Source organism: Neorhizobium huautlense (assembly GCF_030811685.1).
GTDB lineage: Bacteria > Pseudomonadota > Alphaproteobacteria > Rhizobiales > Rhizobiaceae > Neorhizobium > Neorhizobium huautlense_A.
Window position 1 is genome coordinate 1 of sequence record NZ_JAUSRF010000022.1, and the last position, 23600, is coordinate 23600.

A 23600-nucleotide genomic window follows, 5' to 3' on the forward strand; every position below is an offset into this window, starting at 1 on the left:
ATCGCGACCACGGGTGGGAGGTCCTTATCCCGTCGGTCGCTTTCAAGAACTCGGGGTCATCCTTCTTCGGACAGAAACCATTTCGGCTGATCCTGTCGGACCTGCTCGATCTCTACAAATATCTCGATGCTTACATCGATCGCCATCGAGCTGTCCTGCTGGATGGTGCCAAAGATCCCGGCACCCTCTTCGTCAAAACGGTGAAAACGATCAGCATCGATGCTGCTTACAATTCGGCGACCTTCTACGAAGCCTGGCGGACCGTCATACAACGCTACGGCATCTACAATCCCTACACCGGGCGAGGTGCGATCAAGGGACTGCTGCCGCATGGTCCACACAATCTGCGCGACATTCTTGCGACGCATATCCTGAAGCAGACCGGATCCTATGAGCAGGCGAGCTACGCCATTCAGGACACACCCGATGTTGTGCAGCAGCATTACGGTCGCTTTCTGCCGCAGGACAAGGCTGCTCTCGCTGCCAAGATCCTCAATCAGGTATGGGAAGCGGCGTAACCTAGAAAGAGATGCTCGGCTTGGATGCGCAAACCTTATTGGGTCTGGGCCGAGCGTTCTTGTTTAGTTCGTTGATGGGATCAGAACCGACGACCCGTGATTACCCGTAAGTGGTGTTTTCCTCGCACTTTGACCAGGCGCGTTGGGCCGTTCTGCAGCTACCGCTGCAGCTTTGATGGCAACAAAGCGCCATTTGCGGTCATTGGGGTTCGGTTGGACGGGGTCGTCGAAACAAAAGGCGGTCTCGCTCGTGGAGGTGACGCGCGCCAATATGTGCTGCTATCTCATCAGTCAAGAAGTCCAACACGCGCGCAGGAAGCTCATGCCCTACCCCCGGCATGGAAAGCAATCGCGCGCACGGCAAAGATCGCGCCAATGCCCTTCCGTTTTCGATCGGCAGGATGGGATCGTCTTCACCGTGGATCACCAGCGTGGGCTGATCGACATTGCGATATTGCCCTGCCCAATCCTCTGTGGTTGATAGCGCGCCGTGATTGAACATGCTGGAGATGTTTTGCGCCCGGCCGAGCATTCGATCGACACCAGCCTTGGCGCGATTTTCATCAAATTCCCCGCCTGAACCAGCGCTTAACCGCTCGCTTTGCATCAAGAACTCAGTCACCGCGCGTGGATCATCCCAGTCGACGGTGGGCAGCTTGGAGAAATGATCGAGAAATTCCTGCGAGATATGCGGCAAAGGCGGACCGTCCCATCCGAGCGGCTCCGAACTGATCAACGTCACTGTCGCCACCCGCTCCGGAAGGCGAACAGCGATCATCTGAGCAATGTAACCGCCCAGCGACATGCCCACCAGATGCGCTTTCGGAAGGTCGTAGGCATCAAGGATGGCCAGCGTATCGTCCATCATATCTTCGACGGTGTACTCCGCTTGACCAAAAGGCACGGTCGAAGATTGACCTGTGTCGCGATGATCAAAGCGGATGACATAGAGGCCACGTCCCGCCAGCGCGGTAACCAATTCGTCCGGCCAACCATCCATCGATAACGTCGCGCCCATGAGCATCAGGACCGGTGCATCCGAAGACGCACCGCAGGTCCTGGTGGCAATCTTCGTATCGCCCCGTGAGATGATCTGGTCGGCGTGACCGAGGCTATAGGTGCTGACTGTCATATCGAACCTCGCGGGTTTTGCGCCTCGATAGTAACGACCAAAGTGCTAGTGTACGGTAGCCTCAGAGCTGGATGACTGTTTTGCCAACCTTGCTTGGCGCAGGCGCTCTATATTGGCTTCGCACGACGCTGCCTCGGTGTCGTTGATTTCCAAAGCCATCTGAGTCCTCGACTTCTGCCAGGGGTTCAACCTGTTCCATGTTATTTTCGTTGTTATTAATGAAGAAGATATAGGGCGAAGCTGTTCTGCGGCAACTGCATGCGCACATCCTAATGGAACATCGCAGATCATCGGACATTGGATGAGCACGCACGATTATCGAGGCATGATGCCTCGTATGGAGTTATCATGTTTATCCTGCATCATCTCAGTAACAGCCGCTCGCAGCGTGTCCTCTGGATGCTGGAGGAACTTGGATTTCCTTACGAAATCCGCTTTTACAAACGCGATCCCAAATCCATGCTCGCTCCACCAGAACTGCGCACGATCCACCCGCTTGGAAAGGCTCCAATCTTGGAGGATCAGGTTTCTGGCAAGCCTCTCATTCTCGTGGAAACCGGAGCGATTTGCGAATACCTAGTGAGCAAGGCCGATGGCCGACTCGGTCCTCCCGATCAATCGGCAGGATTGCTTCGCTATCGACAGTTTCTGCATTATGCCGAGGGTTCTGTCATGCCGATGCTGCTTGCCAAACTAGCCGTTAGCCGCGTGCCGCTACTGGGGAACAAGGGCGCCAAGCGGATCCAGCCAATGATCGATCATCACCTCGACTATATAGAACGGGAGCTCACCGATCGGGCTTGGTTTGCAGGAGACATAATCACAGCCGCCGACATCATGATGAGCTTTCCTCTTGAAGTTGCGAAAGGTCGAGCGGGGCTCGATGCATCACGACCAGCAACGATGGCTTGGCTTGATAAAATCCACTCTCGCCCAGCCTATCGACTGGCGCTGACGAAGGGCGGCGAATACGCCTACGCGTGACAGCCGATATCGTGTGGCGGAAGTTATCAGCGCGCCATCTTTGCAAATTCTTTGACCACGTCCGACGGATTCAAGCCTCTATCGAAGCGACATCGCATCAGCACCCACCGTGCAACGCTAACCTTTGGGGTTCACGACTTCAGATGCCGGCTGGTTTGCGGTCTCTCCCGGCTTCAGGACGAACACGTAAGCTCCCCCGATGATCAGACCAAGGACAAAGATCACTCCGACGAAGGTGAACATGCCGCGACGGGCCTTGCTTCCAGCACTCATAATTTTCACTTTCATAGCTTCACAGGGGTGGATCAATGATGCTGCTTCGGCCGTCGACGTGTCCGCCTCGGTCTGTCATCCACCATTGAGTGAGGTAAACGATCGTGCAGAGTGCCGCACATAAAACGATGATAGCAATCATCGCCTTAAGACCGTCGAAGCGTGTAGATTGTCGGTTTGAGGACGGCCGGTCGTTTTTCATCCCGCCATAAACACATGACCGTGGCTTCGGTTCCGACGCCTCGGCGAATTGCGCTCCATTAACCGCTGTCACTTGTCCGTGCCATCGGATTCATTTCTCTCAGATTTGAAATTGGTCATGATCCGAAGAGTTGCAAAAGTCGCAATCGAAAGCACAATCGCTGTGTCATATGCTCCAAGACCAACCGCGGTACCGATCGCGCCGGTGGCCCAGATGCTGGCTGCAGTCGCCGTCCCACGCGTGCCAAGCTTACCGACAAGTATCGCACCGCCGCCAATGAAGCCAACGCCATTGATGATGCCCTCCACGATACGTGCTGTCGCCTCCGCATTACCCGTCGTGACTGCTTCCGTCGCCTGAATGAACCCGCAGGCGGCGATCGCCACAAGAGGAAAGGTTCGCAGGCCGGCACTGCGCTCATTACGCTCGCGATCCCAGGCGATTGGAAGCGCAAGGACATAGGCGACAAGAAGTGCGACCAGATGAGGGACAATATTCAATTCGACGCCGACAGATGCTAGCCACTCACTCAACCGGCCTCTCCTTTGTGTTATGCTGTTGGCGAGCAATATGGATCACTTTTTCGGTGCCCCCATCCTCGGCCATGCCGTTCGCTTCACCACTCTTTGCAGCAATGACCGCGATTTGCCCTTAACCGGAAGAAGATCGATATCACTGACGAGCCGTGCACCGCCGTCCCGGCGTTCAAGGGTGATCTTACGGCTGTGGAAGGCTTCGAGTTCGGCACGGTGAGCGACACTCAGGATTGTTGCCATCGGAAGTTCTTCCGAGACGATCTCCATCATCCGGCCCTGGCTTTTGTCGTCGAGTGCCGCAGTTGCCTCGTCCATCACGATGATATCCGGATCGTTCAGCAGAAGGCGCGCGAAGGTCAGGCGTTGTTTCTCGCCACCCGACAACGTCTGATCCCATGGCGCCTCGTCTTCAATCTTGTCCTTCAAATGACCCAGCCCGACCTTTTCGAGCGCAGCACCGATCTCTTCAGACGTCCAGATATCTGAAGACTGGGGATAGGACACCGCGCGACGAAGCGTGCCGGTCGGAATGTAGGGCTTCTGGGGAAGCATGAACAATCGGCTCTCGGCGCGGAAATTGACGCTGCCGCTGCCCCATGGCCATAGACCGGCGATCGCTCGAACCAGCGTGCTTTTGCCGGAGCCGGATTCTCCGGCAATCAGCACACGCTCACCAGGCTCGACCTCAACCTGCGTTTCCCTGACCACGGCGGTGCCATCGCCGAGCTTGACGGAGACATCATGAAGGGACAGCATCGTGTCGCCTTCCGTATCCCCGCGGGTGATACGACCAAGCGTGTCGCTTTGCTCTGCCCGCTCCAGGCCATCGAGTGACATCATCAGAGACGCGACACGGCGCGCGCAAGCGTTCCAGTCGGCCAGTCGGGGATAGTTGTCGACCAGCCATCCGAAGGCACCTTGAACGATTGTAAAGGCGGAGGCGGCCTGCATGACCTGACCGAGCGACATGCTGCCGTCGAGAAATTTTGGCACGCAAAGCAGGACAGGCACGATGGGCGCAATAAGCAGAGAGCTGTGCGAAACGAGCGTCGTGCGCATGTACTGGTTGGCAAGCTTGCGCCACTGATGCCGCACAGCGCCGAATTTCTTGTCAAGATCGCTACGCTCTTCCTCCTCGCCGCCGAGAAGGGCAATGCTCTCGCCATTCTCGCGCACACGTGTCAGCGTATATCGAAACTCGGCCTCAAGCTGGTTTTTGACCTCGGACACCTGGACAAATTGACGTCCGATAATGGCGATCGAGGTTGAGGTGATGATCGCATAAAGGACTGCGGCAATAACGAGGAACCCGGGAATGGTGATATCGGTGTTGCCGAGCGATATCGTCAGGGCGCCACCGATCGTCCACAACACGACAATGAAGGTGGAGGCCGACAGGAACGCCGCAATAACGCCGGCCACAAAATCAACGGGGGCCTCGGTTGCAATCCTCATATCCTCCGAAAGCCGCGCCTCCGGGTTCTGGTGATCGCCGTCTATGAGGTTGAGCTGGTAATAGCGGCCATTGGCCAGCCAACGAGCGATTGTTGACTTCGTCAGCCAGGAACGCCAGCGCCTCTGGATCAGCATCCGCACATAAACCTGCGAGGTGACGATGCCAACACTGCCGATGACCAGCAGCGGGAACAGGGTGCCGAGATAATAGACCGTCGGGGCATTGCGCTGCTCAATGGCATCGAACAGGCCGCGGTTCCAGACATTGACCCCGTACTGAAAACCAACATTGATGCAGATAAGCGCCAGCAGCCCGACCGAAAACGGCCAGGCGGTTGTGTCGCCGCGCCGGCTCCAAAATCCTCGTGCGCTGATCCAGAACCTGCGCAGAAGATATTTCTTCCTCGCGTGCTCCAACTCTTCGGGAGTCATTTCGGTGTCTGTCTCAACGATGTCGGGCGGCGGCGGGTCGTAATCGCCTTGTTCCTCAACTTGACGCACCTCTTTAGGCGCATCCGGATCGGCGCAATCTTTTTGTTTCGATTTCAGCGCATCGTTCTTCATGGCGGCATCAACGAACCATGGAACCAAAGGTTTCACCGCGGACGTGTCGTCGCTGTCGTTATCTAGATGGAGTCGATGGAACCTTCAGTATGACGGCATGTTTATCGGGCTTTGAATTTCTGAAATGGCCTGCGACGTAGGAAGATGAGGAACGCCGATGGCATTGGAAGACGACTATTCACAAGGGATCGAAGCCGCGATTATTGCCACCGGGCAGATACAGACCCGAGCCAAAGCAGTCGTCATGCTTGCCGAAGATTCGCACAATGAGGTCGCGCTCGCTTTCGCACAGTCCGCGGTCGATGCCTCAGAGCTAGCGATGGAAAATTTTCAGAGCGCGATCCTATTCATTCAAGAGTCTGACAAGACTGAACATCTGTCGAAACAGGCAAGTGCCAGTTTGCAACTCAGCGAAGCTGAGCTTGTCAGGGCAGAGAACGCTTTGGGCCTGAGGGCTTAGGCGCGCACCCTCACTTATTCGGCTCGTCCCTTTCCTTCACCATTTCCGGAGGGGCAACAGGCGTTTCCAAGGCGTTTGTCGCGCCTTCGGTTTCTTCGTAAGCCGGGATGTTCTCCGGAATGTCGCTATAACCTGCGTCTGCGTGATGCTTCTCAGCAGCCTCGGCATCTGCACCATGGCCGCGCGCTTGGTCTTCATCCAACATGGTCATGTCATTTCTCGCTTTTGTTGATCTCCAAACGGAACGAAGTCGGACGCGCGACTGTTCCATCGGCTTGAATTTCACCAAGGACAAGCCAGAATGCCATCAGACCAAAACCCCAGAACCGATATCGAATGCGAAGTGGCCGTGATTGGGGCCGGCACTGCGGGGCTGGCAGCCGAACGCAGCGCCCGGCGCGCCGGCGCAAAAACGCTTCTTATTGATGAAAGGTTTGCCGGAACGACATGCGCGTCCGTCGGCTGTATGCCTTCCAAGCTTCTGATCGCGGCGGCGAAGGTTGCTCACAGCATCGCCGCCGCGCCACAGTTTGGAATATATCCGGGAAACCTGGCCATCGACGGCAAAGCGGTGATGCACCGTGTTCGAACTCTGCGTGACGAGTTCGTGGCATCCGTCCTCAAATCCATCGATGAGATACCAGACGATACAAAACTGATGGGCAAAGCTACGTTCGCCAGTGGCAGCAATTTGAGGGTTGGCGACAAGACAGTAAGAGCCAAGTCCGTCGTGATCGCCACGGGCTCAAAATCGAGCATTCCGAAAACGTTCGATCGCCTTGATAATATCCTGACGAACGAGACTATCTTCGAGCTTGAAGACCTCCCCTCCTCGCTCGCGGTCATCGGGGCCGGTCCACTCGGGCTTGAACTTGCCCAGGCATTTTCTCGACTTGGCGTCGAGGTCATGGTCTTCGATGAAGGCAAAACGGTTTCGGCTTTGAAAGACGAAGACGTGGCGGAATCCCTACATGCCCTCCTTGAGCAAGAATTTCCCATTCGTCTGAGCGTCGACATCGACGCATCGAGTTCGGACGGGGCAATCGAACTATCCTGGTCCGGTGCATCTCAGGGCAAAATGCGGTTCACGCATGTCCTCGTTGCGACTGGCCGTCCGCCGAACCTCGATGGACTTGGCCTCGACAATACAGGCATTGAGCTGGACGAGCATGGCACGCCGTTATTCGATCGTCAGACAATGCGATGCGGGAAATCCTCGATCTTTCTCGCAGGCGATTCGGACGCACAAGTCCCGATCCTGCATGAGGCTTCTGCAGAAGGCGCAATTGCAGGCAACAACGCGGCTCGCTTTCCGGAGGTTCGACCTTCGAAACGGTCGACGCCTCTGGCAATAACGTTCACGGATCCTCCGAGCGCATCTATCGGAGTTCCTGCAGATGAGGATGCAATCACTGGGGTTTCCGACTTTTCGGATCAGGGCCGCGCGAAAGTGGAAGGGCGGAATGTTGGCATGATCAGGCTTTACGCCGACAATGAGGGCCGCCTGACAGGGGCGACTTTGGCGGCTCCCGAAGGCGAGCATTTTGCGCATATGATCGCTTGGGCAATCGAAGATCGACTGACCGCAATGCAGCTTCTCGACAAGCCGTTTTACCACCCGACCTATGAGGAAGGTTTGCGTTCTGCTCTGAAGCAGATCTGCGATCAGACCCGGCTTCCATTTGGACAGGACCGTGATGCGGGTTCTGCCCCAGGCGTGTGAGGATTAACAGATGCCCGGAGTGTACAAATCCTTGTTCATCCTTGCCTTCGACCTTGATCGATCAGGGCAAGCCATCCCCGTATCCGAGCCTAAGCTTGCGCCCGACGAGACCGCAGCAATCGCTGAAGCCCGCCGTCTGGAAGGTCTCCATGCAGGGGTAGTCGTGTGGAAGCGCGAGGCGAAACCTGTCATCGGCGAAGAAGGCGAGCCCGAAATCCTGTGGCAGGCCGGAGCGCTTGGTGATTTCAACTAAGCGACGTGGCAGGGGGAACCATGAAGCTCGCGTCCCGTTCAGCCCTCGTGATCACCTTCGACACAGCGATCAGCGGTGTGGAAGGACTTGTCGGGTGTCTTTGATGGACATCCGACCTCAGCAGACAGGGAGAATTATGATGGTAATCCAGAAGAATGGCTCAGCCCACTGGGCTGGCGGCTTGAAGGACGGCAAAGGCGAAATTACCACCGAGAGTGGCGCACTGTCCGCTCATCCCTATGGCTTCAACACGCGTTTCGAGGGCGTGAAGGGAACCAACCCGGAAGAACTGATCGGTGCAGCGCATGCAGCCTGCTTCACCATGGCACTTTCGAAAATGCTGGGAGAAGCCGGACTGACCGCAACGAACCTGGATACGAAAGCAGTTGTCAGCCTCGACAAGGTCGGCGACGGTTTTGGCATTACAGCGATCGAACTCAATCTTCGTGGAACTGTGCCGGGTACGGACGAGCAGACCTTCACGAAAATCGCCAATAAGGCGAAAGAGGGATGCCCGGTTTCCAAGGCTCTTGCCGCAGTACCGATCAGCCTGAACGTCACTTTTTCATAACGCAGACTCTGTCTTGAAAATTTCAGCTACATTCAAAGAATGCCACCCTGTCACCAGGGTGGCATTCTCGCATCAACACGAAATCAGAGGCGGGCTTCCGGGCGATAACGACCGCGCTCCGCTTCGATCTGTTCAGCGGTGTAAGGATCTGCCCTTTCGTCGAAGCGCGACCATCCTCCTGCAGTGTACGCGCGGCGGCGCTCCGCAAGGTCTACAGTGCGCGGGCCGGCAAGAACGCCCTCAGCCGCGGCAACTTTGTCATTTTCGACCTTGGCTGCAACGACGGCGCCGCCACGGCGGATGCCTTCAGCATAGACGTGAGCATCTTCCTCAGAGACGCCGGACTCGATCATGGCCCCAACGAGACCACCCGCAGCACCACCCGCGACCGCGCCCGCCACTGCACCAGCCGCAGTTGCAGCAAGCCAGCCCGCAGCAACGACCGGACCGACGCCGGGGATCGCCATGATGCCAAGTCCCGTTAGCAAGCCGCCGGCACCACCGGCAACCGCCCCGAGACCCGCGCCAACGCCAGCGCCCTCGCCAGCTTTGTTACCCTGCCCTTCAAGCTCTTCCTTGCCATCCTTGTAATATAGGATGCTGATATCGTCGGACGAAACGCCGGAATCCTCCAGCGCCTTAACGGCCGTGCGTGCATCATCATAGGAGTCGTAAAGACCAGTAATCGTTTTCATGGTGATTTCCTCGCTTGCAGATTTTTCTGTCTTTATTGGGAATGACGCTTACTGCGACATCGTGATGTTGCCCTGGAAATCGAGCGCGACGTTGCCGTGCTTTCCATCCTTGGAGCCCATGCCGCGCCAGATGCCCTGATCGTCGAGCTTCAGGCCGGACACGTCGGTGTAACCCGCTTCCTCGATGCGGGACTTCGCCTGGGCTTCAGTGAAGCTGTTCTTGCCGCCGACCGGCGCGCCCGGATTCTGCTCACCGGAAGACGACACGGCTGGTGTGGTCTGCGATGTCTTCGGCGCTTCGCTCTGTGCAAAAGCGGTGGTCGCGGTAACGAGGACGGCGGCAAGGCCAAATGCAATCTTCTTCATAGTTATTCTCCTGATTCCGCATTTGATTTGAATGCGTTACAGAACATGCGACATAATGTTTTGTTCCAAGTTCGAGTCGCTTTAATGCCTCGTGGTCCTTTCAAGAAATACGATGCAACCATTCAAGGCTCGTCGCGTTCTCGCGTAAGCGTGTACTGTTCCCTAGCGCGAGGCTGAAGTGGGCAGAAAAGTGGACAAGGTCTACGAGACGCTTATTCGTGGCTTGAGCCACGGGCTTGCCAGCAACGATCTTTATGACTTCATCTCCAGTGGATGTGCGGTTTCTTCGAACAAACGAATCTGCAGGGCATCTCTCATGGCGATGTCTAATGCCCGAGTTGCGGACCGAGACGTGTTGGAGCACGTCTATTCAATTGCCGCCGATCGTCGACTGGATGCGTGAATTGAACACGGCAATTAGCGGGATCTAATCGGGCGCGACTGTTGACGGCGGCCGAACGTCCGCAGCGTTGTTATGCCCCCAATCACTGTTTGCAAACTCATCGTCCGCTTGCTGATTAACCTTCGTAACATCGTCGGTTTCCTGGGCGACGAGGTCGCCGGCCCTCTCCGCACGTTTCCAGTGATGGTCATGAGCGCCGTCCGGACGCCCCTCATCCTCCCCGATTTTATAGGCACGCTCGCGCTGTTCCTGCTCTCGATCGGTCATCGAAGGTGTCCTCCCTGTTGCGTGGGTCAAACAATCCATTGGCCCCGCAGTTCCCGAAGCACTGAAACGCGTGCGGCATTGAACCGTCGACGGGATCGGAAAAGAGTTGCTCATAAAGGGTGTGAACGCGTGGGAGTGGCGGCAGAGCGGCAGGAGAAACTCAATCAAGGTGCGCTTCGTCTTCCGAAGGTGCGGAACCTGAAACCGAACCATCCGTTTTCAGCATCGGGCAAGAAGGCAGAAGCCACGTGAGCACCTCATTGCAGATGAACGACGGCAACCGAGTATCGGACCCTCGCGCCTTCGTGACAGGGCTTGGGCGCGGGGCAGCCGGAGCCTTGCTCTTCGGTGTTCCCATGCTGATGACAATGGAATTGTGGGAGCTCGGCTTTTACATCGAGCGTTATCGACTGCTCATTCTTCTGACAGCCAACATCCCTCTTCTTGTATCCCTGGCCGATCGGGTCGGGTTCGAGCGCACCGGAACTTTGGCGGAAGCCTGCCGCGATGCAACGATCGCCTATGCGCTCGGGATCGTTATGAGTACCGCTATTCTCGTGTTGTTCGGCGATATCAAGCCTGGCATGCCGATCTCGGAAATCGTTGGAAAGGTGGCCATCCAGGCCGTGCCTGCGAGCATCGGCGCACTCCTGGGCCGTTCGCAGCTCGGCGAATCCAACGATGATCAGGATGAACACAAGGATGGGAACCGTGACGAAGAGGCTGTGACGGATCACCTGTCAACGCGCTACATCCAAGAGCTGTTCCTGATGGGCGTCGGGGCGCTTTTTCTGAACCTGAACGTCGCACCGACCGAGGAAATCATCCTTATTTCATTCAAGATGACGCCGTGGCATGCCTTGGCGACCATCCTGGTCTCCATCGCTATCATGCATGCATTTGTCTACGCTGTAGCCTTTCAAGGATCACATGAGGTTCCGGAGGGTACTCCGTGGTGGCATGCATTTTTCCGCTTCACGCTGCCGGGCTACATCGTCGCAATGGCGATCAGCCTCTATGTACTTTGGACGTTCGGCCGCCTTGATGACGTCGGCCCGACGCAAGTCCTGATGTCGGCTATCGTGCTGTCATTCCCGGGTGCGATCGGCGCCGCAGCTGCACGATTGATCTTGTAGGAGGATATCCATGACAGAGATTTCTCGTCGTCCTCATTCCGAAAAGCCAGATCCACACTGGGTCGAATGGGCGACCGGGATCGTTTCTGCCGTGCTGGTCGTGGCGATGCTTGGATGGGTGGGATACGAGGCCCTGACCGATAAGGACGGGCCACCTGAATTTCGTATCACGATTACGGGTATTGCACCGGTCTCAGGCGGTCACCGCGTCGAATTCGATATTGCCAACCGTGCCACACGAACGGCAGCGACTGTGAACGTGCGGGGAGAAATCCTGGACGGAAGCCGCACTGCGGAAGATGCCGAAGTGGTAATCGATTACGTTCCTGCGCAGTCAAAATCATCCGGGGCTTTGATATTCCGCGAGGACCCAGGACGCCATGAGATCCTTATAAGGGCAGTCGGGTATAGTGATCCCTAGCGTCTACGCAACGCATCCGCCAGCAGCCAGCAACTCTCCAAAAGAGTTCCTGCCATCATTTTTCTGACTGACCGGACCGTGAAGAACGATTGTATGTTGCTTTCTTCCGAACGATCCAAGCCGTCTGGAACGTGGAAAAGCGGCAAGAATGCCGCCTCTCTTAACTCACCCCAGCCAGACTGAAGAGCTAGGTCAGCTTTGGATGTTGTCCGACCAGCCTATCCCGCTTTTGCTGAAGCAGGTCCATCTGGTCTTGTAGCTCACCCATAGCTTCGTCGATTTTCTCGACACTTTCCTCGATGTAAAGATAGTGCTCGGCAAGGAGTGCCTTCGCCTCCTTGCGGTTGGAGGCGTTAGGCGTGTCCCCGTAAAGAGGTCGGTTTGCTGTTTCCTTGAGGAATACAGTGGTCACCAGACCGGCCGCCGCTGCGATCATCAGATAGTAGGCCGGCATGTAGATGTTACCGGTTGCCTCCACCAACCACGCGGTGATTGTCGGAGTCAGACCCGCAACGATAACCGAGATATTGAATGAGATTGCCAGCGCGCTGTAGCGGATACGCGTTGGAAACAGTGCAGGCAGTGTGGCGGCCATGATACCGACCAGGCAGTTCAGGCCGATTGCAAGGATCAGCAGTCCGAAAAAGATGCCAACGGTTTGACCGCCGGCGATCAGGTGGAAAGCCGGCCAGGACAGAAACAGTACCAACGCACTGCCGATTGCAAGAAACGGACGACGCCCGACACGGTCGCTCAGGAAACCGACCAAAGGCTGCACGAACAGCATGCCAACCATGACGGCGATGATGATGAGCGCGCCGTGATCTTCCGTATAGCCAAGCGTTTTCGAGAGATAGGTCGGCATATAGGTGAGAAGCATGTAATAGGTCACGTTGGTGACAAGAACCATACCGATGCAGATCGCCAGCGAACGAGGATGTTTGCTGAGAATTTCCGCGATCGGAACGGCTGGCCGCTCTTTCAGAGCATCCTTGTCTTCCTGCTCCGTGCGCTTCAGGCGCTCAGTGAATGCAGGTGTCTCCTCGGCAGCGTGCCGCAGGTAAAGGCCGATCAAACCAAGCGGCGCAGCCAGAAAGAACGGAACCCGCCATCCCCAGGACAGGAAGTTCGCCTCACTCATCGCCGCAGTGAGAACGACGACAAATCCGGCTCCGAGCACGAAGCCGGCGATCGATCCGAAATCCAGCCAACTCCCCAGAAACCCGCGCCGCCGATCTGGTGAATATTCGGCAACGAAGATCGCAGCACCCGTATATTCGCCGCCAACGGAAAAACCCTGGGCAAGCTTGCAGATCAGCAGCAGCACCGGAGCCCAAAGGCCGATCGTTGCATAGCCGGGAATAAGGCCAATGCAGAACGTGCTGATGGCCATGATGATGATCGTCAGCGACAGGACTTTCTGACGTCCGAACTTGTCACCCATCGCCCCGAAGAACACGCCGCCAAGTGGGCGCACGAGAAACGGCACGGAAAACGTGGCCAATGCCGCGATTGTCTGCACCGCTGGCGATGCGTCGGGAAAGAATACTTTGCCGACGGTGGCGGCGACGAAGCCGTAAACACCGAAATCGAACCATTCCATCGCGTTGCCAAGGGCTGCGGCGGTAATGGCTTTTTTCAGTTTTGAATCCTCAATGACGGTCACATCATTAAGTGTAAGTGGGTTTGTTTGGCTATCGGTATTCAACCCTGCCCCCTTGGAACATGTATCACCCGATGACTGGGCGCGCCCAATAATGCAGAGCTGTTCAAAAGGTTCCGATGTTTCAGAGGATAGGACTGTCAGTGGAGGAGGAAGACAAAATGCTGTAGAAATGACAAAATTCGGTCGCGACTATCGTCAATTACAGAAACACGAACGAACCGACGGCGATGAACATCAGCATCCAGTCCGCGAGTTCGAGTTTCACGTGTTTGGGCGTGTTATCTCCTCCCGGCTTGCCTCTTATTTGACGCTCAGCGTTGGCTCTAAAGCGCTGCCTCGAACAGTTCGCGTGCCTCGTCAGGCGATGCTCGGCCATCCAGTGCCATCTGGATGCAGTTATCTGCTACGGCGCGATGCAGGTCCGTGCGGTGTGCCCAGTTCTCGGCAATAAACTGTCTGGCTGCGAGTGGACTGAAGATCAGACGCGTTCCGGCGATCACTGGCTTGTCCAATAGAAGAATTGGCATTTTTCACTGTTCAGTTTCTAGAATTGAAGAGCGGAAACGATCCCGCCGATGAACGTCCATTCGGTTTGCTATTCTGCAGCGATGGATACGGTCGAACGCTGAGTGATCTGCATCAGGTAGGAACAGATATCTCCGCCGCAGGCAGCAACCAGTGCCGCCTGACTGTAGCCTTCCGCCTGTGCCTCGGCTCTCAAAGCGCCCGCCAGCATGCTGAACTCACTGGCGTCCTCGACAAAGCCCAACACCATCTGACGGGCCGTAAGCTTGTCGTCCAACCAGTCGTCGATCACCTTCATGCCTATCTCTCCTTCAATGCAGGCCGGTAATGCGGAAAGATCGAAAAGGTTGCCGCTGCCGCAAAACATTTCCAGAAGGAGACACAGCACATGGTATCGGCCGCGAAAACCGCCCGGAATGCGGAGACATTAGTACCAGAACAGCCAGACGTCACTGAAAGCAATCCTGCGACGATAGATCGAGCGGAACAAATGAACTGGCACCGTGTTCGCCTCGACGCAGAGTCATCTCATGGTCGTCACATGCACGGTGCAACAGACTTCATCGCTGAACTCGTCAGAGCGGCCAACCGCGTTGAACGGCTCCCGGATGCGACACGGGCATGCCTCCTCGACATATCCTACGAAACCATTCGCGATATGCGTGAAGAAATCGGTCTTCCGTCCGTTGGATACGGGCAGGACATCGCGATCGACATGATGACGATGGCAAGAGCCATACCGGTCTTTTCAGATGCGGAGGTCGCCTCGGCGTTGCTGGAGGCCGCAGCGGAAATCAGGTCATTGCATATCGCCGGCTGCGAGCAGCGCTCATCTCCGGGAATGGCGGCATTCAACAGAGGCCACGCAACGGCTTTCAAAGGGCGTGCCCATATGCCGCCTTTGCCGCCAGCTTAGATCGAAGCCTGGCAAAGCGCGCACATAACGCAAGGAAGCCGGAACGAATCCATATTTCAGTCGGTTTATCGGGACGACTGTCGTTTGGAGTAAGCCGAGATGAGTGCACCGCGTTCGAATTGGAAAGGTTATATCACCTTCGGCGAGGTCACCTGCCCCGTCGCCCTTTATACCGCCGCCTCGTCGTCGGACCGGATCAGGTTCAATATCCTCAACCGCAAGACAGGCAACCGTGTCCGCCGCGACTTCATCGACAGCGAAACGGGCGATGCCGTTGAGCACGACGATCAGGTAAAGGGATATGAGACAGGCAATGGCCGATATGTCGTCCTCGAGCCCGAAGAAATTGCCGCTGCTATCCCCGACAGTGACAAGACGCTCGCCATCGATGCATTCATTCCCTGCGACGAGATCGACGACGTCTATTTCGACAAGCCCTATTACCTCGCTCCTCAGCAATCCGGCGAAGAAGCGTTTGCGCTGCTGCGGGACGGCATGAAGGAAGCCAAGGTTGCGGCGATCGCCAGCACCGTCCTGTTTCGCCGGTTGCGCACGGTCCTGATCCGCCCGTATGGGGACGGATTGATCGGCACGACGCTGAACTATGATTACGAGGTCCGTTCCGCTGAAGAAGCGTTCGACGATATGCCCGATATCAAGATCGACAAGGAAATGCTCGATCTTGCCGCGCATATCATCGGCACGAAGAAGGGCAGCTATGACGCATCCAAATTCGATGATCGATATGAGGAGGCTCTGGCCGAACTGGTGAGAGCCAAGATCGAGGGCAAGCCCTTCAAGAAGGTAAAAGCCGTCAAGGCCTCAAAACCGAGCGATCTGCTGCAGGCATTAAAGGACAGCGCCGGTGCGTCAAAGAAATCAGCCAGCAAGCCCAAGTCCGCTAAGTCCGCCAACTCCAACAGCTCCAGCAAGAAGGCTGCCAAGCAATCCGGCAGCAGCTCGTCCTCACCTCGGAAAACCGGATAGGCGGGAGGTCATAACATGGCATTGCGCCCTTATTGGAAAGGCTATCTGAAACTCTCGCTGGTCACCTGTTCTGTGGAAATGACGCCAGCGACCTCTGACAGCGACAAGGTCAAGTTTCACACGCTCAACCGCGATACGGGAAACCGGGTGCTGAGCCAGTATGTGGATTCGGTCACGGGAAAACCTGTTCGCGACAAGGATGAGGTGAAGGGCTACCAGCGGAGCGAAGACGATTATGTCATGCTGGAGGACGAGGACCTCGAGCATGTGGCGCTGGAAAGCACCAAGACGATCGACATTTCGACTTTTGCGCCGCGCGACGAGATCGACTGGATTTGGCTCGACAAACCCTATTACCTGACCCCGAACGACAAGCTCAGCGATGAGGCCTTTGCTGTCATCCGCGCCGCGATGGAAAAGCAGAAAATGGTCGGCATTTCCCGGCTCGTGCTGGGGCGTCGCGAGCGGGCTGTGATGCTGGAGCCGCGTGGCAAAGGCATCGTTTTGTGGACCCTGCGATATGGCGACGAGGTCAGGGACCAAGCCGATTATTTCAAGGGTCTGGACAAGGAGAAGCCTGAGAAAGCGACCTTGCCGCTGATCCGTAAGCTCATCAAAAAACAGACCCGCCACTGGGACGCGAAGATGGTCTCCGACCCGGTCCAGGAAAACCTGCTGGACATCATCAAGTCGAAAAAGAAACATCGGCGGGCGCCTGCGCCCAAGAAGGCAACGCCTTCCGCGGACGACAAACCAAGCAATGTCATCAACATCATGGATGCATTGCGTAAATCGATCGCGGCCGATAACCGGCGATCAAAGAAGAAATAGCATCCGAACAGCGATGACGCTCAGGTCGCGTTGTCGAGCCGTCGGATCGCCTCGTCGAGCGGTCGCTCCGATTGGCAATAATCCTTCCAGGCATCACTCTTGCCGATCAGTCCCGGCACCGTGTGGAGCGTAAACCTGTTCGGGTCGAGATCGGCCTTCACCTGCCCCCAGGTCAAAGGCATGGACACCGTCGCTCCCGGTCGGGCTCTTGATGACAAGGGTGCCACCGCCGTGGCCATCCGGTCATTGCGCAGATAGTCGAGAAAGATGCGGCCGTTGCGCAATTTCTTCGACATTTTGGTCACGTAGAGGTCCGGTTGGTCCTCGGCCATCTGCGCGCATACACGCCGGGCAAAATCCTTGGCATCGTCCCAGCAGGGTGATTTTCCTTTTCCCACTTTGAGCGGTGTCACCACATGCAGTCCCTTTCCGCCTGTCGTCTTGCAGAAGCTGAGCAGACCGAGAGCATCCAGGCGATCCCGAAGTTCCCTTGCCGTCTCAACCACGGTCGAGAACGCCACATCCGGGCCGGGATCAAGATCGAAAACAAGTCGACCCGGAACTTCCGGCTCATTCGGCTGGCAGTTCCAGGGATGCAGCTCGAGAGCTGACACTTGCGCCAGCGCCGCCAGCCCCTCAATGCGATCGACCTGCAGGTAAGGTTTCTTGTCGCCTGTCACCTTGACCAGTTCCAGAAGGTTCGACGTTCCCTGCATGGCGCGGCGCTGGAAAAACTGCTCACCCTGAATTCCATCCGGCGCGCGGATGACGGAACAGGGGCGACCACGAACATGCTCGATCAGCCATTCACCTATGGCCTCGTAATAGCGCGCAAGATCCTGCTTGGTGACCGGATCCTGCTTGTCCGGCCAGAGCACTTTTTCGGGATGTGAGATCAGAACGCCCATCACCTCCGCCTTGCCCGAGCCGGACGGCAGTTTTGCGGAGACGGCCTTGCGTGTTGTTGGTGCCTGAGGTGTCGGTTGTGATGGTGACGCCGGCTCTTCCGTTGTCACCTCATCGGCGGGCTTATCCTCACGCAAACCCTTAAATGCCGCCTGGCGCACAAGTCCGTTTGCTCCCCATCCGGCAAACGCAATCTCGGCGACTCTTTCCGGCTTCACCCAATGGATGCCAGCTTCCTTTTTCGGAGCACCGATGCCTGTGAAGGGAGAGCGGGAGATGGATAACGGCTTTAATGTCTCCAGTAGCAGTCTGGACCGACCAGCGCCAAAACCCGTGCCGACCCTACCAAGATAGACAAAGTGCTTATCGCGATAAACACCCACCAGCAGCGACCGAAACTGGCTGCCATTGGTGGCATAGCCGCCGATCACCACTTCATGCCCTGCCCTGCACTTGGATTTCACCCAGCTATCGCTTCGTCCGGATTGGTAAGGCTCATCCAGCTTCTTCGACACGATGCCTTCCAGCGACAGTTTGCAGGCCGAGCGCAAGACAGCATCGCCACCGGTCTCAAAATGGTCGACATAACGAATACGCGGACCGATCGTGCTATCGGCCAGCAGGGTCTCAAGCCGCTTCTTGCGCTCACCCAGAGGGTTTTCGCGCATGTCTTCATCGGCATCGAACAGCAAATCAAAGCCGAAATAGACCAGATCCTTTGTATTGCCTTCGGAGAGCGCGACCTGCAAGGCCGCGAAATCGGGAGCGCCGTTTGCGTCGAGCGCGCAGATCTCGCCATCGATCACGGCATCGGGCAGTCCTGTAGCGTCCTCCGCGATCTGTCGAAAGCGATTTGTCCAGTCCAGACCTTTACGGGTTTTCAGGCTGACTTTTCCCGCCTTGATGCGCATCTGGATGCGATAACCATCGAACTTGATTTCGTGCAGCCACATGGTCCCAGGCGGTGGTCTGTCTTGCGTTTTGCAAAGCTGGGGTGCGATGAAGTCAGGCATCCTGCTCGTGGCAGAATCACGACTTTTGGACGCGCGCTTGTGACTGCTCGCCTTCCGGTTTTCGGCTGCGAGACCTTCGCTGCTGTCCCAGACGGCATCGGCGTCCATCACGGGTTCGCTCAGCATGAACGGACGGGGCTTACGCCCCTTGCCCGCCGCAATGGTCGCCATGTCCCGGCCGGAGGCAACCGAATTTTTCTCGATTGTGAGGATCGCGCCACCATCTCGATCCACGGCATGATCGTCGCGATGTTTGATCAGCAACCAGTTGGTCCGCTTGCCGCCATCGCGATCAGTCTTCATGCGTACCAGCACGAAGCTGCCGTGCAGCCGAGCACCATGAAGCACGAATTTGAGATCGCCTTTGCCAAGCGCATCTTCGGGATCAAGATCACCCTCCGGTTCCCACGTGCCGCGATCCCACAACATGACCGTGCCGCCGCCATATTCGCCTTTCGGGATCGTGCCTTCGAAATCCCCGTAATCGAGCGGATGATCCTCCACCTCCACGGCGAGGCGCTTGTCAGCCGGATCAAGCGACGGGCCACGGGTCACAGCCCAGGATTTGAAGACACCGTCCAGCTCCAGCCGCAAATCGTAATGCAGGCGCGTTGCGTCATGTTTCTGGATGACGAAGCGCAGGCGGTTCGACGGTTTTACCTCAACCAGACCACCGGGCTCGGTGGTCCGCTTGAAGTCGCGTTTCTGCTTGTAGGTTCGAAGCTTGTCACCGGCCATCGAAACGCACCCACTTCAAATTTAATCGACGCCCTTGCCGCCGGTAGCACCAAACACCTCGCCATTCAGGTAGCTGCCTTCCTGAGAAGCGAGCAGAACATAGATGGGTGCCAGTTCGACCGGCTGACCCGGCCTGCCGAAATCGCTATCCTTGCCGAAGTTTTCGACCTTCTCATCCGGCTGGCCACCGCTCGGCTGCAGCACCGTCCAGAACGGGCCAGGTGCTACGACATTGGCGCGAACGCCCTTTTCGATAAGCTGTTTCGCCAGTGCTTTGGTATAAGCAACGATGCCCGCTTTGGTCGTGGCGTAATCGAGGAGAATGGGCGATGGCTGGTATGCCTGAATGGAGGCCGTCGTGATGACGGAGGCGCCTGCCGGCAGATGCGGTACGGCAGCCTGCGCAATCCAGTGCAGGGCGTAAAGATTGGTTTTCATCGTCGCGTCGAAATCGTCCGTCGACAATTGCGAGACATCCTCGCGGTACTGCTGTCGAGCTGCATTGATGACGAGAATATCGAGCCCACCAAGTTCCTGAACGGCCTTGGACACCAACTCGCGGCACCACGCTTCCTGTTTGACATCGCCGGGCAAGGCAACGCCCTTACGGCCCTCGGCGGCGATCAGATCGATGACCTCGCGGGCATCTTTTTGCTCATCCGGCAGATAGGCGATGGAGACATCAGCACCTTCGCGCGCAAAGGCAATGGCGGCAGCACGGCCGATACCGGAATCCGCGCCCGTCACCAGTGCCTTGCGGCCGACCAGGCGACCGCTTCCCTTGTAGGACAGTTCGCCATGATCGGGTTTTGGCGACATTTTTCCGGCAATCCCGGGCATTGCCTGCGGCTGGGCATCAAATGGCGGGGATGGATATTGGGTGCGTGGATCCTGCATCTGCAAACGGTCTGTCATTAAAAAGCCTTTCCATGAAGTTCTTGCGTAACTCGTGGCATCAAGGGGAGTTCCAGCCGGATTTCCCGTGCGCAAGGCACGAATGGTTGCACGAGAGCAATGCGGATCGGCCGGATCTAGGGGACAGCGATCAGATCTCACCCACCTTCTGGTTTGTAGCTGATCACCCGGTAGACATAGATAAGTACCAACAAAATCAGCACGCCGGTTGAAACGGGATCGACGTAATCGGCGACCACGCTATAGGCTTGCCCCAACAGATAGCCTGCGACAGCAAGAGCGGAGGTCCAGATAAGTGTGCCGACAAAGGAGAGCGCCAGAAACTTCCCGATCGGCATATTTGCGACGCCGGCCGGCACGGAGATCAAAGTCCTCACAGTCGGGATCAGCCTTCCAACAAGCACAGAGACGGCACCACGCCGTTTGAACCTTTCGGCGGCAGCGTCCACGTCGGATGCTGTCATTGTGAGCCAGCGACCATGACGTGATGCGAATCTTCGCACGCCATCGTGACCAAGCCTGCGACCGAGATAATACCAGGGAAGAATGCCGAGCATCGACCCGATGCTGCCGGCCGCAATGACCACGAAAATGTTCATGTCGCCACGGGTGGCCAGATAGCCAGCAAGCGGCATGATCAGTTCAGAAGGAATGGGCGGAAAGATATTTTCCAGAAACATCGAAAGCCCGATGCCGAACGCTCCGAGCTTTTCCATCAACGTATGAACCAGATTTTCCATTCCTGACCTCGACTATTCCATGACCTTCCGCATCTTTGCGCTGCCAAACGCTTTGGACGTCAGAAAGTTACATCGACAAGAATGGCTACCGTACAGAATGGCAAGAACAGGAACGATCCTGTTGGCGTGGAGTTGGGTTAGTCCCCGCCCCTGGAGCCTCCTTCATGTCATCTGCCGCCTCCCCAATCCGCTACACGCCCGAGATCGAGACCGTCCTGCCCGATGAGAAGGAAACACAGGCAGGTCTCAACGATGCATTCGATACCATCCTGGAACGGACCGCCGAGGATTACGGTCATGCCGTGCGCTCGGTCCATGCCAAGGCCCACGGTATTTTGAAAGGCGAGATGACAGTGCATGACGGCTTAGCCCCCGAACTGGCGCAGGGCATGTTTGCCTCGCCCGGCAGACATCCGGTTTACATCAGGATTTCCACCAATGCCGGTGACATTCTCCCCGATGCAGTCTCTTTACCGCGCGGGCTGGCCTTGAAAGTTGTCGATGTTTTTGGCGATCGTCTGCCGGATGCGGAAGGCACCACGCAGGATTTCGTGATGGTCAACGGTCCGGTATTCCAGGCAAAAACCGCGTCTCAGTTCCTGAAAAACCTCAAACTGCTGGCCAAGACGACCGACCGCATGAAAGGCACGAAGGTGGTGATGTCGAGCGTGCTGCAAACGGTCAACAATGCACTCGAGAGCGTCGGGGTGGCCAGCCCGGCGGTCCAATCGCTGGGTGGCGCGCCGAATGTCGATCCCCTCGGCGAGACCTATTTCAGCGTCACGCCTTTCCGTTACGGCGACTATGTCGCAAAATTCCGGATGAAGCCCGTTTCACAGGACCTCACTGGGCGCTCGGGCAAGCTGATTGACGCCAGCGTGAGCGAGGATGCGGTCCGGGAAACAGTGCGGGCCGAGATGCTGACCACCAGAGCTGTCTGGGAATTTCAGGTCCAACTCTGTCGCGACATGGAAAAACAACCGATCGAGGACTCGACGGTTGAATGGGCGGAGGACGAGGCGCCGTTCGTCACAGTCGCAACCGTGACAGCCGAACCACAGGACAGTTGGAGTGACGAGAAGGTCCGCGCCGTCGACGACGAGATGCGCTTCAGCGTCTGGACCGGACTGGCGGCCCATCAGCCGCTCGGCAATATCAACCGCGCCCGCAGATCGGCCTATCAGCATTCCGCCGATTTCCGCCAGGCATTCAATCGCTGTCCCATGCATGAACCGCAGGACTGACATTTCGCCTGACATTTGAAAAATTGGAGAAGAGACATGGCCGATTATGTCAGCAACCCGGATGGCAAAGGTCCGGCCGGCGGCTGGGGATCGCTCAAATCGATTGCCCGCATCTATGGCGAAAGCTGGCCGACACCGGCTGTGCTCGAGACATTGGCGCGGCAAGCCGCCGAAACCGAACAAGGAAAACCAACAATCTGAGGGTGAGGAATAGATCGGCATTCCGGCGACGTGATTTTTTGGGGCGAGGCTTTGCAACAACCTTCTGCGACCTGATGCGTTGAGCTGCATAACGTCATTGCAGCGGAGCTTATATTCCGACAGAGCGCGTGCGCATATGGCCATTGGATAGGCAGCAAAAGATCCATACCAATGCTCGGGGGGCAGCAGCTAGGCAGCAAGCATAGACCACACAAGGTATCCACTGGCAGCAGCCATGACCGATGCAATAACTGCAGCAAGACCGTCGCGCATCAGCAAAGCTATTCCCACCATCATGACTGCCAGCATCGGGGCGGTGCTCGCAAAGGGTATAAACTCCAAGGGCGGAACTGAAACGCACAGCAATATGACCACAGCCGCCAGCAATTGCAGGTACGGTGGTCTTGTGGCCCAGTTCATGTGCGGTCGGAGAATTTTTTCGCAATGGCGTGAAATGGTCGACAGCTTCCCCAACCCATTCTTCAGCTTCTGTCCGTCGAGGGTTTGCCGCTCCAAGATCTGGGGGAGCCATAGATGCTTACGCCCGACCAATATCTGCACGGCGAAAAGGCTGATAATGATTGCAATGGCCGTGGGCACACCGGGAATACCGCCGATAGGACTTATTTCGATGATCGCAGGGATAATCAGGAAAGGCCCGAAACTCCGCTCTCCTATCTCCTCCCGGATTTCGTGGACACTGATCCTGTCGGAAGAGTCCGCGAGCGCGGTCAGTCGCGCGATGAGATCCGAGAAACCTTTTCCCGCGCACTTTTCTGCCAGTTTCTTCTCACCCATGCCTGTCCTTCGGACGATCTGCTCCAGGTGTGACTAACGGCGACAGCCGCACTCGGTTCCGGCGCTGAGCTGCTTCTTCCCAGACATGGCTCCAATACCGGTTCACGCATTCGTGTTCTAGACACATCCTGCCCAAGCTCCATCTACTGGAATTCTCGACT

At 56.8% G+C, this 23600-nt stretch carries 27 protein-coding genes and 1 pseudogene; 13 read left to right on the forward strand and 15 right to left on the reverse strand.

The features are described from left to right. Nucleotides 1–518 (forward strand): annotated as a pseudogene (locus J2T09_RS23755) (hypothetical protein); the annotation flags it as partial. Between the two features lie 199 nt (nt 519–717). Here the strand turns inward: J2T09_RS23755 and J2T09_RS23760 are convergent. Then, nucleotides 718–1650, reverse strand: a complete 933-nt coding sequence (locus tag J2T09_RS23760; protein WP_306839274.1) for an alpha/beta fold hydrolase — start codon at nt 1648–1650, stop codon at nt 718–720. Between the two features lie 348 nt (nt 1651–1998). On the opposite strand from J2T09_RS23760, the gene J2T09_RS23765 reads away from it, so the two are divergent. Continuing rightward, entirely contained in the window at nt 1999–2634 is a 636-nt protein-coding gene (locus J2T09_RS23765) for a glutathione S-transferase family protein (protein WP_306839275.1), read from the forward strand. Nucleotides 2635–2751: 117 nt separating this feature from the next. Here the strand turns inward: J2T09_RS23765 and J2T09_RS23770 are convergent, their stop codons facing one another. The 3 genes from J2T09_RS23770 to J2T09_RS23780 form a co-directional block, all read right to left on the reverse strand. Then, nucleotides 2752–2907, reverse strand: coding sequence for a hypothetical protein (locus tag J2T09_RS23770; protein WP_306839276.1), 156 nt, complete (start codon nt 2905–2907; stop codon nt 2752–2754). A 270-nt stretch (nt 2908–3177) separates the two neighbouring features. After that, the gene (locus J2T09_RS23775; RefSeq protein WP_306839279.1) at nt 3178–3642 is read right to left on the reverse strand and encodes an MgtC/SapB family protein; all 465 of its coding nucleotides are present in this window, start codon (nt 3640–3642) and stop codon (nt 3178–3180) included. Between the two features lie 42 nt (nt 3643–3684). Beyond that, entirely contained in the window at nt 3685–5664 is a 1980-nt protein-coding gene (locus tag J2T09_RS23780) for an ABC transporter ATP-binding protein/permease (protein WP_373458627.1), read from the reverse strand. Between the two features lie 157 nt (nt 5665–5821). Between J2T09_RS23780 and J2T09_RS23785 the strand changes: the two genes are divergently transcribed. Further along, on the forward strand, nt 5822–6124 hold the full coding sequence (locus J2T09_RS23785; RefSeq protein WP_306839282.1) for a hypothetical protein: 303 nt from the start codon (nt 5822–5824) through the stop codon (nt 6122–6124). A gap of 10 nt (nt 6125–6134) precedes the next feature. Here the strand turns inward: J2T09_RS23785 and J2T09_RS23790 are convergent, their stop codons facing one another. Next, nucleotides 6135–6335: a hypothetical protein gene (locus J2T09_RS23790; RefSeq protein ID WP_306839284.1), complete on the reverse strand. Its 201-nt coding sequence runs from the start codon at nt 6333–6335 to the stop codon at nt 6135–6137. Nucleotides 6336–6425: 90 nt separating this feature from the next. On the opposite strand from J2T09_RS23790, the gene J2T09_RS23795 reads away from it, so the two are divergent. The 3 genes from J2T09_RS23795 (at nt 6426) to J2T09_RS23805 (ending at nt 8671) form a co-directional block, all read left to right on the forward strand. Then, complete coding sequence (locus J2T09_RS23795) at nt 6426–7847, forward strand: dihydrolipoyl dehydrogenase (RefSeq protein ID WP_306839286.1); 1422 nt, start codon at nt 6426–6428, stop codon at nt 7845–7847. Nucleotides 7848–7857: 10 nt separating this feature from the next. Continuing rightward, nucleotides 7858–8100 (forward strand): hypothetical protein, encoded by a 243-nt coding sequence (locus J2T09_RS23800; protein WP_306839288.1) that lies wholly within the window; start codon nt 7858–7860, stop codon nt 8098–8100. Between the two features lie 139 nt (nt 8101–8239). Beyond that, nucleotides 8240–8671 (forward strand): OsmC family protein, encoded by a 432-nt coding sequence (locus J2T09_RS23805; RefSeq protein ID WP_306839290.1) that lies wholly within the window; start codon nt 8240–8242, stop codon nt 8669–8671. Nucleotides 8672–8754: 83 nt separating this feature from the next. Here the strand turns inward: J2T09_RS23805 and J2T09_RS23810 are convergent, their stop codons facing one another. From J2T09_RS23810 to J2T09_RS23820, 3 genes are all read right to left on the reverse strand, one after another. Further along, nucleotides 8755–9366, reverse strand: coding sequence for a hypothetical protein (locus J2T09_RS23810; RefSeq protein ID WP_306839292.1), 612 nt, complete (start codon nt 9364–9366; stop codon nt 8755–8757). A gap of 48 nt (nt 9367–9414) precedes the next feature. After that, a complete protein-coding gene (locus J2T09_RS23815) occupies nt 9415–9732 on the reverse strand; it encodes a PepSY domain-containing protein (RefSeq protein WP_306839294.1) in 318 nt (105 codons plus the stop codon). Between the two features lie 427 nt (nt 9733–10159). Next, complete coding sequence (locus J2T09_RS23820) at nt 10160–10402, reverse strand: DUF2934 domain-containing protein (RefSeq protein ID WP_306839296.1); 243 nt, start codon at nt 10400–10402, stop codon at nt 10160–10162. Nucleotides 10403–10668: 266 nt separating this feature from the next. Here J2T09_RS23820 and J2T09_RS23825 point away from each other — a divergent pair, with 266 nt between their 5' ends. Next, nucleotides 10669–11538, forward strand: a complete 870-nt coding sequence (locus tag J2T09_RS23825) for a TIGR02587 family membrane protein (protein WP_306839465.1) — start codon at nt 10669–10671, stop codon at nt 11536–11538. Nucleotides 11539–11548: 10 nt separating this feature from the next. Then, nucleotides 11549–11959, forward strand: coding sequence for a TIGR02588 family protein (locus tag J2T09_RS23830; protein WP_306839298.1), 411 nt, complete (start codon nt 11549–11551; stop codon nt 11957–11959). 187 nt (nt 11960–12146) lie between these two features. Here the strand turns inward: J2T09_RS23830 and proP are convergent, their stop codons facing one another. The 3 genes from proP to J2T09_RS23845 form a co-directional block, all read right to left on the reverse strand. After that, nucleotides 12147–13667 (reverse strand): glycine betaine/L-proline transporter ProP, encoded by a 1521-nt coding sequence (gene proP / locus J2T09_RS23835; RefSeq protein ID WP_306839300.1) that lies wholly within the window; start codon nt 13665–13667, stop codon nt 12147–12149. A gap of 281 nt (nt 13668–13948) precedes the next feature. Then, nucleotides 13949–14125 carry a DUF982 domain-containing protein gene (locus tag J2T09_RS23840; RefSeq protein WP_306839302.1) on the reverse strand — a complete coding sequence of 59 codons (177 nt, stop codon included), beginning with the start codon at nt 14123–14125 and terminating at the stop codon, nt 13949–13951. Nucleotides 14126–14220: 95 nt separating this feature from the next. Beyond that, nucleotides 14221–14448, reverse strand: a complete 228-nt coding sequence (locus J2T09_RS23845; RefSeq protein ID WP_306839304.1) for a hypothetical protein — start codon at nt 14446–14448, stop codon at nt 14221–14223. A gap of 90 nt (nt 14449–14538) precedes the next feature. Between J2T09_RS23845 and J2T09_RS23850 the strand changes: the two genes are divergently transcribed. From J2T09_RS23850 to ku (J2T09_RS23860), 3 genes are all read left to right on the forward strand, one after another. After that, on the forward strand, nt 14539–15066 hold the full coding sequence (locus tag J2T09_RS23850; RefSeq protein WP_306839306.1) for a hypothetical protein: 528 nt from the start codon (nt 14539–14541) through the stop codon (nt 15064–15066). 99 nt (nt 15067–15165) lie between these two features. After that, nucleotides 15166–16053 (forward strand): non-homologous end joining protein Ku, encoded by an 888-nt coding sequence (ku, locus tag J2T09_RS23855; RefSeq protein WP_306839308.1) that lies wholly within the window; start codon nt 15166–15168, stop codon nt 16051–16053. 15 nt (nt 16054–16068) lie between these two features. Beyond that, nucleotides 16069–16884 carry a non-homologous end joining protein Ku gene (gene ku / locus J2T09_RS23860; RefSeq protein WP_306839310.1) on the forward strand — a complete coding sequence of 272 codons (816 nt, stop codon included), beginning with the start codon at nt 16069–16071 and terminating at the stop codon, nt 16882–16884. Nucleotides 16885–16904: 20 nt separating this feature from the next. Here ku (J2T09_RS23860) and ligD read toward each other — a convergent pair whose 3' ends face one another. The 3 genes from ligD to J2T09_RS23875 all read right to left on the reverse strand — a co-directional run bounded on the left by ligD (nt 16905) and on the right by J2T09_RS23875 (nt 21196). Further along, a complete protein-coding gene (gene ligD, locus J2T09_RS23865; protein WP_306839312.1) occupies nt 16905–19541 on the reverse strand; it encodes a DNA ligase D in 2637 nt (878 codons plus the stop codon). A 21-nt stretch (nt 19542–19562) separates the two neighbouring features. Continuing rightward, the gene (locus J2T09_RS23870) at nt 19563–20456 is read right to left on the reverse strand and encodes an SDR family oxidoreductase (protein WP_306839314.1); all 894 of its coding nucleotides are present in this window, start codon (nt 20454–20456) and stop codon (nt 19563–19565) included. 137 nt (nt 20457–20593) lie between these two features. Beyond that, on the reverse strand, nt 20594–21196 hold the full coding sequence (locus J2T09_RS23875) for a DedA family protein (protein WP_306839316.1): 603 nt from the start codon (nt 21194–21196) through the stop codon (nt 20594–20596). 164 nt (nt 21197–21360) lie between these two features. Here J2T09_RS23875 and J2T09_RS23880 point away from each other — a divergent pair, with 164 nt between their 5' ends. After that, a complete protein-coding gene (locus J2T09_RS23880) occupies nt 21361–22440 on the forward strand; it encodes a catalase family protein (protein ID WP_306839318.1) in 1080 nt (359 codons plus the stop codon). Nucleotides 22441–22476: 36 nt separating this feature from the next. After that, nucleotides 22477–22641 (forward strand): hypothetical protein, encoded by a 165-nt coding sequence (locus J2T09_RS23885; protein WP_306839320.1) that lies wholly within the window; start codon nt 22477–22479, stop codon nt 22639–22641. A 189-nt stretch (nt 22642–22830) separates the two neighbouring features. On the opposite strand, the gene J2T09_RS23890 is transcribed toward J2T09_RS23885, so the two are convergent. Further along, complete coding sequence (locus tag J2T09_RS23890) at nt 22831–23439, reverse strand: exopolysaccharide biosynthesis protein (RefSeq protein WP_306839322.1); 609 nt, start codon at nt 23437–23439, stop codon at nt 22831–22833. Nucleotides 23440–23600 lie beyond the last annotated feature (161 nt).